The organism is Rhodococcus sp. MALMAid1271, from assembly GCF_049195265.1.
Taxonomy (GTDB): Bacteria; Actinomycetota; Actinomycetes; order Mycobacteriales; family Mycobacteriaceae; genus Rhodococcoides.
In genome coordinates this window covers 20028-34120 of the sequence record NZ_JBMIRQ010000091.1, presented here as the reverse complement: position 1 = coordinate 34120, position 14093 = coordinate 20028, and the positions used below count along the sequence as shown (strand labels likewise).

At 61.7% G+C, this 14093-nt stretch carries 13 protein-coding genes; 6 read left to right on the top strand and 7 right to left on the bottom strand.

From position 1 onward, the window contains the following. Positions 1-27 precede the first annotated feature (27 nt). Entirely contained in the window at positions 28-537 is a 510-nt protein-coding gene (locus tag ACOQFP_RS14270) for a hypothetical protein (RefSeq protein WP_421584691.1), read from the top strand. Positions 538-2036: 1499 nt separating this feature from the next. Here ACOQFP_RS14270 and ACOQFP_RS14265 read toward each other — a convergent pair. Then, positions 2037-2900: a DUF2971 domain-containing protein gene (locus ACOQFP_RS14265; protein ID WP_421584690.1), complete on the bottom strand. Its 864-nt coding sequence runs from the start codon at positions 2898-2900 to the stop codon at positions 2037-2039. 759 nt (positions 2901-3659) lie between these two features. Further along, complete coding sequence (locus ACOQFP_RS14260; protein ID WP_421584689.1) at positions 3660-4289, bottom strand: hypothetical protein; 630 nt, start codon at positions 4287-4289, stop codon at positions 3660-3662. Between the two features lie 138 nt (positions 4290-4427). Here ACOQFP_RS14260 and ACOQFP_RS14255 point away from each other — a divergent pair, with 138 nt between their 5' ends. Continuing rightward, a complete protein-coding gene (locus tag ACOQFP_RS14255; protein WP_421584688.1) occupies positions 4428-4997 on the top strand; it encodes a class I SAM-dependent methyltransferase in 570 nt (189 codons plus the stop codon). Between the two features lie 48 nt (positions 4998-5045). Here the strand turns inward: ACOQFP_RS14255 and ACOQFP_RS14250 are convergent, their stop codons facing one another. Together ACOQFP_RS14250 and ACOQFP_RS14245 are read right to left on the bottom strand one after the other, a co-directional pair. Next, positions 5046-6218 (bottom strand): winged helix DNA-binding domain-containing protein, encoded by a 1173-nt coding sequence (locus ACOQFP_RS14250; protein WP_421584687.1) that lies wholly within the window; start codon positions 6216-6218, stop codon positions 5046-5048. Positions 6219-6222: 4 nt separating this feature from the next. Next, complete coding sequence (locus ACOQFP_RS14245) at positions 6223-6990, bottom strand: metallophosphoesterase family protein (protein WP_421584686.1); 768 nt, start codon at positions 6988-6990, stop codon at positions 6223-6225. Positions 6991-7203: 213 nt separating this feature from the next. Between ACOQFP_RS14245 and ACOQFP_RS14240 the strand changes: the two genes are divergently transcribed. Beyond that, the gene (locus ACOQFP_RS14240; protein ID WP_421584685.1) at positions 7204-7803 is read left to right on the top strand and encodes a TolB family protein; all 600 of its coding nucleotides are present in this window, start codon (positions 7204-7206) and stop codon (positions 7801-7803) included. Between the two features lie 389 nt (positions 7804-8192). Here the strand turns inward: ACOQFP_RS14240 and ACOQFP_RS14235 are convergent, their stop codons facing one another. Beyond that, positions 8193-8759, bottom strand: a complete 567-nt coding sequence (locus ACOQFP_RS14235; protein ID WP_421584684.1) for a DUF2716 domain-containing protein — start codon at positions 8757-8759, stop codon at positions 8193-8195. 63 nt (positions 8760-8822) lie between these two features. On the opposite strand from ACOQFP_RS14235, the gene ACOQFP_RS14230 reads away from it, so the two are divergent. Next, positions 8823-9152, top strand: a complete 330-nt coding sequence (locus ACOQFP_RS14230) for a hypothetical protein (RefSeq protein WP_421584683.1) — start codon at positions 8823-8825, stop codon at positions 9150-9152. Between the two features lie 5 nt (positions 9153-9157). Here ACOQFP_RS14230 and ACOQFP_RS14225 read toward each other — a convergent pair whose 3' ends face one another. Further along, positions 9158-10531: an FAD-binding oxidoreductase gene (locus ACOQFP_RS14225; protein ID WP_421584682.1), complete on the bottom strand. Its 1374-nt coding sequence runs from the start codon at positions 10529-10531 to the stop codon at positions 9158-9160. A gap of 40 nt (positions 10532-10571) precedes the next feature. Here ACOQFP_RS14225 and ACOQFP_RS14220 point away from each other — a divergent pair, with 40 nt between their 5' ends. Continuing rightward, on the top strand, positions 10572-11111 hold the full coding sequence (locus tag ACOQFP_RS14220; protein WP_421584681.1) for a hypothetical protein: 540 nt from the start codon (positions 10572-10574) through the stop codon (positions 11109-11111). A gap of 6 nt (positions 11112-11117) precedes the next feature. Here the strand turns inward: ACOQFP_RS14220 and ACOQFP_RS14215 are convergent, their stop codons facing one another. Continuing rightward, complete coding sequence (locus tag ACOQFP_RS14215; RefSeq protein ID WP_421584680.1) at positions 11118-12077, bottom strand: SDR family NAD(P)-dependent oxidoreductase; 960 nt, start codon at positions 12075-12077, stop codon at positions 11118-11120. Between the two features lie 71 nt (positions 12078-12148). Here ACOQFP_RS14215 and ACOQFP_RS14210 point away from each other — a divergent pair, with 71 nt between their 5' ends. Continuing rightward, on the top strand, positions 12149-14062 hold the full coding sequence (locus ACOQFP_RS14210; RefSeq protein ID WP_421584679.1) for an alpha-amylase family protein: 1914 nt from the start codon (positions 12149-12151) through the stop codon (positions 14060-14062). The last annotated feature ends 31 nt before the right edge of the window (positions 14063-14093 follow it).

Genomic DNA, 14093 nt, shown 5'->3' with positions numbered 1-14093 from the left:
AGCGCCAGTCGATGGAAGGCCTACGTCATGAGTGCGCGAATCCCGGTCTTCGTTTCTGCTCCGACCGCACTGTCGGATGATCAACAGGCCTCCTACAACTTTCTAATTGGCCTTCTGGCTGGTGAAGAGTTTGAGCATCGCGCACTTGGACGAACTGATTATGGCATCGATTCACCTCTTAAAGAGGTTTACTCGATAGCTCGGCATTGCTCGGGTGGGGTAATTCTTGGATTTGAGCAGATGCTTGCCGAGACGGTTCGGGTTAAGCCGGGTACTTCGGTCGCTGAGACAGTGAAAAATGTGTCGTTCCCGACTCCGTGGAACAACTTGGAGGCCGGAATCCTGTTCGGGCTGAGGCTACCACTGTTGGTCTTTCGCGAAGACGGTGTCCGCGGTGGTGTGTTCGATGAAGGGGTCGCTGACGTCTTCGTCCAGCGCCTTCCTGTGGGGGCTCCAGACCCAGAGGTTGCCCGCCAGATTGGTATCGTCGTGAAGCTTTGGGCCGCCAACGTGCGCCAAAATTACCGGTTGTACTAGTTGTGACCTTGGACAGCGGTAGAATCTTTCGATAACGGGTCTCGGCAGTCTGTTTTTGACAGTAAAAGTCGAAATTCGAAAAACGATAGGTAGGTCGTGTGCTGTTGGATATTTAAATCCAGAATGCATTGGATAATTTTCCTCGGCACTGGATGATTATGCGGCGGGAATCGATGCGTTTGGTTGAATTCATTTACTAGAATTTGGTATCTCAGCGAAATGCTGGAGCGCTTGTCAAGCGACGATGTATGGTCAAGTGTTGAATATTGTAAGCGATCAAGGTGTCTAGGGTTCTAGTGGTCCGCATCTGAAGTTGTTGGGCGGTGGGCTCTTGAGGATCTGCTCCGCAGTTTAGCTCCAGGCGAACGGCTGAGCGCTTGAGTTCCAGCCGTTGATGTTGGAACGGATCTTGACGGTGAGGTTACGGACAATGCGGAAGGTTCCGCGGTGGATCGCCTGGCGTTCGATGATCCAGAACCACTCCTATGCGAGATTCATGAATTACGCTGAGGTGGGTGTGAAATTCGTTGCGATACAGGGATTATCGGCGAACCGACCCCGTACCTCCCACTTCTTGTGAGTGTCATAGTTGTCCATCACCAGGTGAAGTTCCTCATCAGGGGTGCCTCCGCGCAACTAGTTTGAATAAAACCAGAAATTCTTGATAGCGGTGACGTCGTTTGCAAATTTCGGTAATTTTGCCTGTAGCCACCTCGAGTGCCGCGAACAACCTGGTCGTGCTGTAGCGGACGTAATCGTGGGTCCGCTTCTCGGTTATCCCGATCTGCATTGGTAACTTCAGTGTGGTGCGGTCAATGCCTGTATCTGCGGTTCTTCGTCCATCCGCAATACGCTCGCGTTCTCGGCGGCTCAAGGTCCAGGCCGACGATGGCGATCAGCTTCGCGAGCAACTTCGGGTCGGTCGAGTACGCAAGTGTCTGACTGCGCTGTGGCTGAACGCCGTGTTCGCGCTATGCTCGCACGACGGCGGTTTCCCGATCTTCAAGTGATCGGCGAGCAATCTTAAACTTCAATGCATGACAACGTACTTTGCCGGTGGGGGCGTCAACGTCACAAGTACGGATCAGCGCGCATAAGTAACTCAACCAAAAGAAGTGCGCCCAACTACTTCAGGCGCGCCGCACTAGCGATCCTGAGGTTGTCCGCGCCACCGCCACGGTTAGATTTAGCCGTGGCCCGGGTTCTGACGGCTCTTGTTGCGAAACAAAAGAAGTAGGGGTGGCGATTGCCGCTCGGCGTACTAATTGCTGGGTGGCCGTTTCCCGGCACCTGAGACTCGGCACCGATGGCGACTCCCTCCGACTGTGCGCCTTCCCGTATAAGCCGGTGTCAACGCGTGCTGATGCGTGTGTCGGTGGTCTTATTGACGGCGGTATTTGTGCGCGGCTTGTTCTCTGCAGCTAGTTTGGACTTGCTCACCCGGATGCAGCCTTTGCCTCCGCGGGCCTCGGAGGCGACGAATTCGACGGCGGTACAGGCTAACCCCTGAACGGAATTTCAGACGTCTCGACCTCGATTTCAGAACATGGAAACTTCTGCTCAAGCAATATTTGAAGGGCGTTAGTGCGGAGTTTCTGATTCGGCCCGGGCCCGACCACAACCTTTCGTATGGCGTCAAGATTGATCGGGACTTCTTTATACGGGATTAATCCTAGCGGCGAAGGGCGAAATTTTACGTCGCGAATTTCGGGCACCCACAGACGCCTTTCCGCTTCGGCAGTGAAGGCCTCGTGTTTGAGCTGAGGGATCCACTTGTCGGCCACCTCTAGGGCCTGCGCGAGCTCACCATCGTCAAGTTCTCGATCGTCTGGAAGTCTATCAAGAAACTCGAAGATCCTGTCGGCGCAATTTACTGCGATCGCTCGCGCATCGGCACCATAGTGCACAGGCTTGATCTCAGAAGGCATCGTGGGTGGAAGCCCGCTGGAATCAACGACAGTGCTTGCTTCGAATCCGATCGCGTATCCAGCGTTGGCGTAGCCGCGCCACTGCCCGAGATCGTTGCCGTTTTTTGAGAAGCAGACGACGTAGGGGCCGTACGACACCCTGCTTGGGCTGTAGCTTGCCTGGAGGTAGCTCAGGACCTGAGTCCAAGCCTGTGTCTTCTGAAGCTCGGCGTCGGTCGACGCGAGCGAGCGAGAAGGGTGACGAAGCCTACTGGCCGCCAACGAGATCTCCGCGGCAATAAGGTTCGCACCGAACGTCATTTCTTGTGTGTCATTCAAGAAGGCAGCGTTAGTCGCCCATAGCTTGCTGCTCTGAATGATGCCAACGAAACCCGCCGGATCGGTGTAGTGGAAAAGAAGATCATCGCTCGCGGTGTGGATGTTCTCAGCAGTCATGCCAAGAGCTTAGTGGGGCATATCAAAGGGGCTGAAAACTGGGGACCAATACAGGGCTATATCATCGGCCGAAGCTGGCATTCATGCAGCTGGCAGGCTTGTTGTCTGGCAACCTGGCATTCCGATTCAGCGTGCAGACGAGAGCGCTTTCGCGAATTGTGCAGATGCCGCCGGTGGGCAGATGGACAGCCCCGTCGGTACCCGGGAGACAGGAGTCGTAGATCGAATGGAATACCGATTGGCATAATGTCGAAATCACCGCGACGATCAAGGTGTCCGAGGAGCTGCGGGATTGCATCAACAGGCGTGCGAACGAGCGGGAAGTTACTGCCTCTGGTCTCATCGAAGTCTTGCTCGACGGATACGGACGGCGCACACGGATAGAATCCTCCGAATACGCACTTCGCGGCGCGGATGTGGGCTACTGGAAGAGTTCAGAGAGTTGGATTCTGCATACGACCTTGGGGCGGACGTTCAATGATCTCAAACGCGGTATGGTCGTCAAGTCCGAACTCGATCCAGCTCCAAGGCGTGATCACCCCGCCGCCGCCCAGCACTCGTCCTGACTAGTGACCTTTGCCTGGCGCAAGCCGACACATTCGCGATCCTTGTTCCCACGACCTCGACGAATCATGGATGGGTTAATCACGTACCACTGCAGGTTGGTCGACGGGACGCCTATCGGTAACGTCGGGCGTGCATGCGTGAGACCGACGAAGCTGCTCGCACCGTGAGATCAGTCCTCGGGATATCGCTCGCCTACGGGCCGGGCGACCAGTAGCCGCCGCCTTCTGCGCCGTCGGAGACGCAGAACATGTCGAATCCATCCGTCGACACCGCGATGCCTCTGACAGTCGGGTCGCATGCCGATCCTGCCTCCGCGTTGCTGTCGATGATCGGTGCGGACTGCACCCACCGCGCGCTGGTCGACCCAGCGTAGGTGCACTTGAGGAACGTCCCATCGGCCGAGGTGTCGTGATTGTCGGTGCTCGGGTCGCATTGCCCGTCCACTTCGGGCAGCGAGGCGACGGGTACCTCGGTCGCGTCGACGGAGGTCTCCGCCGGGGGTAGAGGCGTCGCGGTGGACGGAGCCGTCAACATCGCGGTTGCCGGTAATGAGTAAGGCGTCAAAGTTTCGCTGGATGCCGAATTGCTCGGCGTCACAGATCCGAACCCGTACAGGAAAGTCGCGACAACGATCAGCTCGATCGCCCCGATTGCCAATCCAGCGATGGCAATTCCTCTACCGGCAGGTCGCCAGAAGGCCAGGATCCCGAACACTATCGCGACGGGAAACAGGCCCAACAGAGCTGCGACCAGTGAGATCACGGCGTACGGGTTGACTGGTCCGGCGGCGCGGTCGTCGCCTTTGGTGAGATCTACGGTCATCGACTCGTTCCCCGTTAGCTGTGCGGAAAGTCATTCGGTGCGAACGCTACAGGTATTGGCTGTGGGTACGAACCAGCCGTCGTCTGCATGGACCATCGATGTTGGCTACGCTCCGAATCAGAGGACAGGAGAACGTAGATGGGCCTGCAGGAACTCGAAGCCTTGGTACACCAGACAGTCACGGCTGGAGAACCTTTCGAGCGTGGTGCCGATGAGGCGGAGCAGAAATATCTGTCCTCTCTTGCGGCCCGTCCGAGTACGAAACTCATCTGCGAGGTCGGGTTCAATGCCGGCTTCTCGAGTTGGGCGTTCCTCGAAGTATCGCCCGATACGACCGTCGTGTCCTTCGACTTGGCCGCCTATGCCTACAGTGCCACCGCGAAAGCCCATATCGACGAACACTTTCCGGAGCGTCACACTCTGATTCAGGGCGACTCGCACATCACTATCGCCGCGTACGCGAAGGAACACCCGGACGTGCGATACGATGTGATCTTCGTCGACGGTGACCATTCGGTGGAAGGTGCCCGCGCAGACCTCGACGACCTACGTGGATTCGCTACCCCGGATACGGTCGTGATCATGGACGACATCACCCCGTGGCTCTGGTTCGGCAAGGACCCACGCAGGCCTGGCAGGAAGCCGTGTCCACGGGCTCGATCCGGCACACAGGCTACTTCCGCGACGGAGAACGCGTCGACGAGGTGACTCCTCCTGCCGCTCGCGCCTGGGCCGAGGGACACTACGTCTTCTGACTCACTTCTTACCCCGCAATATCTTTTCCAATGGCGTCGGAAAGGACGGAATCACCGCGGTGCCGTCGAGCAGGGTCGTGATTCTTCCGGCCTCGGACGCAACGGCTTTCGCCACCGTCGATCCGACGTCTTCGAGCAACGTGGTCGCCACTTCGCCGGAGCCGGACACCGCCCAACCTCCGACGATGCGTCCACCGGACCAGATGGTCGGGCCGATGTTGCCGAAGGCGTCGAACAGTGGTGCCTTGTGCTCGCCGAGATACCAGGCGCGGCGCTTCCAGCCCATCGGTGTGGGATCGAGCGCAGGCAGCAGCATGACGCTCGTTCCGGCGGGCTTGTCGAAAGTAGTGCCGGTCAACATGATTCCGTCGCCCTCGGTCAGTTCGACTCCTACGGTGTCGAGGCCCGAGACCGCAGCACGAGTCTGCGTCTTGTTCCAGCCCGTCCACCATTGCAGGTCGTCGAGCGTCGCCGGTCCGAATACCTCGAGCCAGCGTCGAGCAAGGTCGGCGCGTGCCTCGTTCTCGTCGAGATCGGGAATTCCGTCCGGCCACCAGTGATCGATCGGTGCCCACGCATGCCGCCGTGACGTCCACGTTCCCCGTGGTTCGACACGCACCAATTTTCCCTCGGCCGCCAGCATCACCAACACCTCGGAGGTGACGTATCGCTTGACGTCGTAGGACTTGTCGGTGGTCGGCAGCAGCGCGGTCTTGAGGCCGGGGACTGCAGCCGAGAGTTCGGCACCAGTCGCAGTTCCCATCGCCCGAAGCACCGTCTCGGTCTCTTCTTCTGTTGCTGAAAGCCAGGATTCGACGTCGTCGATCACCGGTTCGGTGGGCAGCGTCGAGACTTGTTTGACCAAGCGCGCCCGCATGGTGCGCGCAACCCCGAGGCTCGCAGCGGCATGAATCATCGGGACATCCTCGTGCGCGACGACGAACATCGTCCGACGCATCGCCATGAGCCGGATGAGACTTCGGCGCTCGTACATCGCGTCGCGCACATCGGACAGTCCCAGTGATCGAGCGCGGGCGAGCACCGAGAGATACACCGTCGCTGGGTCGGTGGCATGCAATGCGAGTAGGGAGGACACAACCTCGTCGGCAGTCGAGGCACGGGCGAAGTGCTGCGCGACGAGCCGGTGTCGCCGCTGGGCATCGGTGATCTTCACGCGATCAGTGTGACGGCATTTGTGGCGCAGGGCCGACAAATCCGGTGAGAAGTGCGTCGGCGGTGGCGCTCATGCCGTGCGCGCGGGCATCGGCGGCAGCACCGACGTGGTCGTACTCGACCAACTCGAACGAGACTGTCCACCTGCCTTGATCGCGGTTGTCGAGTATCGCGTAACGCGCATGCGGAGAGCCGGATTCCATGACGTGCGGATGGGGCTGATCGTCGTCATACGCAGGGGTGCCGACGCTCCCCGGATTGACCACGAGTGTGCCGCTGGGAAGAGTCCACTGTCGCTGCAGATGGGTGTGTCCGCAGGCGATGACAGATCGGTCCATGAAACCTGCTGCCCGTTCGAGGATTTCGGCCTCGTTTGCCTCGCGCGAGCCGTTGGCGTCCACCGAGTGCAGGAAATACTGCTGATCATCGGTGGGAGTGCCGTGCACTGCAAGGATCCCGTGGCCCAGCTCGAGTGAGAACGGCAGCGAGCCCAGCCACTGTCGATGCTCGTCGGCGAGTCGATCATGGGCGTGCCGATCCCAACTACCCATCGACTCGGGATCCTGCTCGAGCAGATAGCGATCGTGATTTCCCGCGATGGTGGGAAAATCCAGCGCCATCAGCCGGTCCGCAGTCCGGCGCGGATGCAGTCCGCCGGACAGTAGATCGCCGAGGTTCACCACCGAGTCGACGACTTGCTGTTCGATGTCGTCCAGGACGGCGTCGAGTGCCGCGATGTTGCCGTGAATATCGGCTATGAGGGCTACCCGCACGTCTACAGGATTGCAGCGTGGGCATCCGGGTGCAACCCAGAATCCGCTGGGAAACCTCGCCTAGAACGAGGACGCATGCGACGCTCTCGGCTGGTTTGTCTTTCTCTCGCTGCTGCCGTGTCCCTGACCGGATGTACGAGCACATCCACTCCAGAGGCCGAGCGGCCTCCAGCGCGAGTGTCGTTCGATGACGGGTATGGCCAAATTTTCGTGATGAACGAAGACGGCACCGGCTTACGCCAGGTCACGCCAACGGTGACCGGTGAAATGTCCGATACGAGGTACGCCTACGACGCGGCGATGTCGCCCGATGGATCGTCGATCGCCTATACCCGCGACGGCCGGTTCATCGAATCTGTGGATTTGGAGTCCGGAGAATCGCGGACGCTGTTCGAGGGCGGATATGAGCCAACTTTCTCGCCGGATGGATCGACCATCGCATTTACGAGCGTCGACGGAATCAGCGCGATGAATGCGGACGGTAGCGATGTACGACTGTTGGCTCGCGAGGAGAGTGCGTTCGGCGCAACATTCACACCCGATGCGACCCGCGTCGTTTTCAACATCGACGGATACATTGTCGCTGTACCTGCCACGGGCGGTGAGACGACGGTCGTTCTGAGAGACCAGTTCTGGAACGCCGATCCGACATTTTCCCCGGATGGTTCCACATTGGCCTTTTCCAGCAATCGGGGCGGAAACAACGGGTCTGAGCTGTATTCGATGCCTGCGGCCGGTGGACCGATCACGGCGTTGACCGACACATATGCGGTGCACCCTCAGTTCAACGCGGACGGTTCCCGAATTATCTAGGACAGGGCGACGACGCGTACCGGCGAACTGATTACCGACATCGTCGATCATGAGCGGTCCGAACTGGCCTCGATGAACGTTGACGGCACCGATCAGATTCGGCTGACGCCGCAATCGATCACAGCCCAGGATGCGAGCGTTGGCGGCGGGAAGCCCTGACTGCATGTCCATGGCATGTGGACAAGCGATGTCTCCTTTGAGCTCTGGACGCTTCGCCCCAGTGGAGCATTCTTCACAGCCTCCCTCGGGTAGTCGAGCGGCTCGGATTGTGTTGCCGCGCGCCGGTCACGCCTCGTATCCGAGTGACCCGCGAACAGCTAGGTCCCACCAATCGCGGTCCGCGGTGAGTAGCCACTGCGGTAAGTGGGCTATGGGTGGGTCGGGCTCGGCTACATTCGTCGATCCGCGACTCGGTGGCCGTCGACGCGGATCGTGGGAAGCCATGTCGCCAAGGTTCGGCCGAGTGTGGCGACCATGCGTGGTCCGAAGACGCACAAGGTGCGTTCCCATGGATGGCCGAAGGTCCCTTCGGTGAATCCGTCGCGGGCGAAGATGTAGTAATCGCCGTCCGGGTAAACGGGGACACGCCACTCGCCGTTCTCGGCCGCGTCGGCGTGCGCTTCCGCGTCGAAGCTGTAGCCGGTGTGTTGCCAGTCCAGGACCACGAAGACCGGGTTGTCCGAAAACTCGGTGACGAAGCAGCGCAAGGCTTCCGCGTTGATCGCGTCGGTGCGGGCAGACCATGAGGCCGTCGTGCCGACAGTATGGGCGGCCAGATCGAATGTCATGGAGGGTGCAGGCTCGGTGATGGCCGGCCACGACTCGGGTTCGGTCCCGGGTCCAAACCCGAACCTACTGTTGAACACCGACCAGTGCTCCGTTTCCGCAGTTCGGTCGAGTTCGGTCCACCCGATGGGTAGCGTAGATCCGAAGTCCATGGTCAGCTTGGTTGTCATCGGTCTATCGTTCCAGGCCCGGGAGACTGTGTGTAGACGGCGAGCGGAAGGGGAGACGACCACATGTCGCTTGCGTTGTGTGCCATCACGATCGCCGTTCTGCTTCACGTCGTGGCCGCTCGGATCTCGGTTCGTGAGAACTACGGCAATAGGTTGCCAACAGTGAACGGCTCGTATCCAGGCAAATCTGTCCAACGTGCCCGCAGCGCTCAGGCCGCCGGATGGATGCTGAGTATCGTCGGTGCGCTCCAGCTCGGCCATCAATTCTGGTTGACCGAGCCGTGGCTGGCCCTGGGCGTCGTGGTGGCGGTTCTTGTGCTGGTCAACGGCCTGCCGAGTCTGCTGGTGACCGTGCTGCACAACGGCAAGCTGAAATCACAACCACAGGGCTGAAACCGTTACGACACGAACACCTTGCCTGGGTTGAGGATTCCGTGTGGATCCAGCGCCTTTTTCACAGCTCGGTGCATGTCCAACACCATCGGATCGAGTTCTTGCACCAAGCCGTCCATCTTCAGTAGCCCCACTCCGTGCTCGCCGGTCACGGTGCCGCCGAGTTCCAAAGCAGCCTCGATGATCTCGGCGAAGGCAGCCTGGGCACGCTCTCGGGCCGGTACGTCGCCCAGCGGAGTGATGAGCAATGGATGCAGGTTTCCGTCACCGGCGTGGGCGATGTTGGCGATCGTCGTCTCGTATCGCTGGCCGATCTGCTCGATGCGCGACAGCATCTCGGGCACATGCTTCTTCGGAACGCACACGTCCTCGGTCAGCACCGGCCCCAGGCGCTCCATCGCCGGATACGCCAACCGTCGGGCCGCGAACAGCGCGTCGGCCTCCTCCTGATCGGTCGAGACCGCAGACCAGGTGGCCCCGGCCTCGTCGAAGCACGAGAGCATCTTCTCGGCTGCCTGGTCTCCGATGAGCCCTGGATCGTCAATACGCCCGAGCAACACGACATTCGCCTCCACCGACAGTCCCATGTTCTTCCAGGCGTCGACGGCCATGAGGCACTGCTTGTCGATGAGTTCCAACGCGGAGGGTGTCAATCCGGCGGCTGCAACCGCGGCAACGGCACGCCCGGCGTCGACGATCGAATCGAAGTAACCGGCAACGGTCCGTTGCGGCCCCTGAAGCGGACGCAGCTCGACAGTCACCTCGGTGATGATGCCGAGCGTGCCCTCAGACCCGACCATGAGCCCGGCAAGGTCATATCCGGCAACGCCTTTGGCTGTTCTACGCCCGAGCCGCACCAGATCTCCGGTTCCGGTGACCACCTGCATCCCCATCACGTAATCGCGGGTGACGCCGTACTTCACGCAGCACAGCCCGCCCGCGTTGGTGGCAACGTTGCCGCCGATGGTCGACCACGGTGCGCTTGCCGGATCCGGTGGATACCACAGACCGTGCTCGGCAACCGCTGCCCGCAGGTGGTCGTTGACCACCCCCGGCTCGACGACGGCGTACCGCTCGAGCCGGTCGACCTCCTTGATCGCATCCATGCCGTCCATCGCAAGCACGACGCATCCCTCGGTGGCATTCGCGCCGCCGGACAGTCCGGTCCCAGCGCCGCGCGTGACGACAGGCGCGCCATGAGCCAGGCACGCCCTGACGACAGCCTGTACTTCCTCGGCACTACGGGGCCGCACGACGGCAACAGGCACCGCATACGGTGCCCATTCCGCCTCGTCGTGCTGGTACGACGCGATGACATCGGGATCGACGACGACGCGATCCGCAGGGAGAGAATTCGACAACTGATCGACGAGCGACATGTCTCGACTGTAGCCAGGCGATGTCCGATAGCGTCGGGCCATGGCAGTCGACTTTTCGTGGTCTCAGTTTCTGTGGATAGTCTTCGTTTTCGTCGGCGTGCCGTCGACAGCCTGGGCTCTCGTGCTGTGGGCCCAGTTCACGAAGAGTGGTGAGCGAGCGGGAGCCGGCCCGCTGGGCTTGTGGGCCACCGGATCGCTGGCGCTCGCATCGGGTTTCGCCTCGTGTGCAGGTTGGTTGAGCTGGTCTGCAGATCAACGCGGTGAGTTTCGTGGCCCGGGGCTCCCGGCCCCGAATGCGTTCCCGTCCTGGCAAGTGGCCGCATGCGGGGCGACGGTGGTGTTGCTCTGCCTGCTTGCCGCGCATCTGTCGCGATGGCAGAGGACTGGCGGACGCGTCGCTGCGCTGGGCATGACCGCTGGGTTCTCGACGGCGTTCTGCGTCGAAGCCAGCACCGACGTGACCGGTCAGTCGGGTGTGGGTGTCATCCTGTGCATGCTCGGCTGGGGGATCGGCTTGACCCTGCTGGTGCGCGTTCGGAACGCAGTCGGTGGGCTGAAACGACCGACAGCCGAGCGGTGAATCGAGTCAGAGCTCGATTCCCGTTGCCTCGACCACGCTGGCCCACAGGGCATCTCGCACGCGAGGGGAATCTCCACGCCAGGACGGGTAATGAGTCGGGCGCGGAGCGCGGTCGTGCCAGAATGTGCCGGTGCTGGTCAGTGCACGGTCGGCCGCCACGAGCCAGACGATGGTGTCGGCACCGTCCTCGGCAGTGCGCAGAATCGGCTTCATCACCGAACCGAACATCGGCATCGAACCGGCGACCCCGGGCGTAGCTGCCCAGCCCGGATGCATGCTGTGCACCACCGGATCGTCCTCGAGCGCAAAATGATCGGCCAGTTGCTCGGCCACCACCACCTGCATGCGCTTCGTGCGAGCGTAGGCCGTCATGCCCGAATACTTGCCGTTCTCGTACTCGAAGTCCGAGTTCTGCAGTGGCACTGCATACATACCGCCGCTCGAGACGAACACGACCCTCGACCCTGCGTCGAACAGCTCCCGTAATCCCACCGTCAATGCGACCGGCCCGAGGACGTGCGTGGCGAATGCCGACTCGTGTCCCTGTGCCGAGAGGTACCGTCCATCCGGCATCACCCCCGCGCAGTGCACCAGAGCATGCACCGCGGTGAGCTCCGATGCCAACGCCGCGATCAGGGTCGCCACCGAATCGAGATTGCTGATATCGCACTCGCGCACCACCAGGGAGGCGTCGGGCACCTCGGTTCGGATGGCCGCGGCGGCCGATTCGAGCCGCTCGGTAGACCTGCCGACCAGGTGCACTCGCGCCCCGAGCCGGGCCAGTTCCTTCGCCGTCGCAGCGCCCAAGCCTGAGGACGCGCCGGTCACCACCACATCGATGGGGGCGGGGAACGGCGACGGATCGGCAGCCCAGAACCGCCGCCGCACCGTGGCACCGATGCGGGAGTATCCGGGAACGACTGCTCGGTCGAGGATCGTGTCCAGCGTGCGGGTCAGCAATGACATGGCGCTCTGATACCCCGCGGTAACCGGATGTATGCGCGTCCGCACGCCGGGGTCGATGCCAGAATGAGTGCATGGTTCACCCCGCCGTCTCGAACGTCACCCGCGAGATCCTCGCCGAACTTCCCGCATACCGACGCGAGACGTTCGAGTTGCGTCTCGAGCAGTGGTTTCCCGATCTGCACGACGCGGTCACCGCCGTCTACCCCGAGCCGGACGCGGTGGCGACCGCTCTGGTCGAGATCGCCGCACGCGCGTTTGCGGACCGATCCGAGGAGCTGCACCGGCTCGATCAGCGCCGTCTGCTCGAACCCGACTGGTTCCAGCAGCCCGACATGTTCGGCTACGCCTGTTATGTCGACCGATACGGGCAGACGCTGCGCGGATTGGGGGAGCGGCTCGACCACCTGACCGATCTCGGTGTCACCTACCTGCATCTGATGCCGCTGCTGCAACCCAGGCCCGGTGACAACGACGGCGGCTACGCGGTGATGGACTACCGGTCGGTGCGAGAAGATCTGGGCACCAACGAGGATCTGCGCACCCTCGCGAAGACCCTGCGCGGACGTGGGATCAGCCTGGTGGTCGACCTGGTTCTCAATCACGTTGCCCGCGAGCATGAATGGGCCGAGAAGGCGCGCGCCGGCGATCCGAGGTACCGGGACTACTTCTTGATCTACCCCGATCGCGCCACTCCGGACTCGTACGAGCGCACCCTCCCCGAGGTGTTTCCAGATTTCGCACCCGGCAGTTTCACACTCGATCCAGATCTCGAAGAATGGGTGTGGACGACGTTCAACGAGTGGCAGTGGGATCTGAACTGGGCCAACCCTGCTGTGCTGCAGGAGTTCGCAGGCATCGTGCTGCACCTGGCCAACCTCGGGGTGGAAGTGCTGCGGCTCGACGCAATCGCGTTTCTCTGGAAACGGCTCGGCACCAACTGTCAGAACCAACCCGAGGTGCATGCGGTCACTCAGGCGCTGCGAGCCACCGCTCGGTTGGCGGCTCCGGCGACCCTGTTCAAGGCCGAGGCGATCGTCGGACCCCGCGACCTCTTGCCGTACCTGGGGCAAGGGCGGCACACGGGCCGGGTATCGGACATCGCGTATCACAATTCTCTGATGGTGCAGGTGTGGTCGATGTTGGCAACGGGCAGTACGTCGTTGGCGCGGCACGCCTTGGCGTCGTTGCCCCCGACACCGCCGAGTGGCACCTGGGTGACCTATGTGCGCTGCCACGACGATATCGGCTGGGCCATCGACGACCGTGACGCGGCGTCACTCGGACTCTCGGGCGCAGGGCATCGCCAGTTCTTGGCGCAGTGGTATTCGGGCGAGTTCGACGGCTCCTGGTCCGAAGGTCTGGTGTTCCAGTACAACCCGGACACCGGGGACCGCCGGATCAGCGGAACCGCCGCAGCACTGACCGGGCTCGGCCCATCACGTCTCGATCCCGACGGCGCATTCGGTCGAATCTTCTTGGCGCATGCCATCATTGCCGGGTGGGGCGGTATTCCCGTCGTCTGGAGCGGCGACGAGATCGGCTCTCCGGGTGATCTCGACTGGGCCGAAGAACCGGCGCACTCGGAGGACAATCGGTGGGTGCATCGGCCTCGCGTGACCGATGCCGATCGAGCGGGCCGATTCCAGCAGGGGAGCGACGCGCAACGGGTGTTCGACGGTATCGCTCGCATCGCGAAGGTGCGCGCCGGACTGCCGATGCTGCACGCCGAGGCACCGGTGGACGTGCAGTCCGAGTCCGACGACGGAATCCTCGTGGTGCGCAGGCGTCACCCCAGCGGCACCCTGGTCGCCCTCTACAACGTGACTGCGCAGCATCGACCCTTTCCGCACGCCGAGCTGATCGAACTCGGCATCCCGGCCCCGACCGAGGTGCTCTCGCAGCACGATCTGCAGGTCGACGGGACCGGGTCGGTGTGGATGCCGCCGTATGCGGCCTGGTGGGTGGTCGACAGCCCCGCTCGCTAGAACAGGCGAGTCCGTGATCTGGCTGTTACCC

What these genes read in the sequence shown, in the direction of transcription:
- ACOQFP_RS14270 (WP_421584691.1), top strand. Translation starts at nt 28, where the DNA reads ATGAGTGCGCGAATCCCGGTCTTCGTTTCTGCTCCGACCGCACTGTCG.
- ACOQFP_RS14265 (WP_421584690.1), bottom strand. Translation starts at nt 2,900, where the DNA reads ATGACTGCTGAGAACATCCACACCGCGAGCGATGATCTTCTTTTCCAC.
- ACOQFP_RS14260 (WP_421584689.1), bottom strand. Translation starts at nt 4,289, where the DNA reads ATGACCGTAGATCTCACCAAAGGCGACGACCGCGCCGCCGGACCAGTC.
- ACOQFP_RS14255 (WP_421584688.1), top strand. Translation starts at nt 4,428, where the DNA reads ATGGGCCTGCAGGAACTCGAAGCCTTGGTACACCAGACAGTCACGGCT.
- ACOQFP_RS14240 (WP_421584685.1), top strand. Translation starts at nt 7,204, where the DNA reads ATGAACGAAGACGGCACCGGCTTACGCCAGGTCACGCCAACGGTGACC.
- ACOQFP_RS14235 (WP_421584684.1), bottom strand. Translation starts at nt 8,759, where the DNA reads ATGACAACCAAGCTGACCATGGACTTCGGATCTACGCTACCCATCGGG.
- ACOQFP_RS14230 (WP_421584683.1), top strand. Translation starts at nt 8,823, where the DNA reads ATGTCGCTTGCGTTGTGTGCCATCACGATCGCCGTTCTGCTTCACGTC.
- ACOQFP_RS14225 (WP_421584682.1), bottom strand. Translation starts at nt 10,531, where the DNA reads ATGTCGCTCGTCGATCAGTTGTCGAATTCTCTCCCTGCGGATCGCGTC.
- ACOQFP_RS14220 (WP_421584681.1), top strand. Translation starts at nt 10,572, where the DNA reads ATGGCAGTCGACTTTTCGTGGTCTCAGTTTCTGTGGATAGTCTTCGTT.
- ACOQFP_RS14215 (WP_421584680.1), bottom strand. Translation starts at nt 12,077, where the DNA reads ATGTCATTGCTGACCCGCACGCTGGACACGATCCTCGACCGAGCAGTC.
- ACOQFP_RS14210 (WP_421584679.1), top strand. Translation starts at nt 12,149, where the DNA reads ATGGTTCACCCCGCCGTCTCGAACGTCACCCGCGAGATCCTCGCCGAA.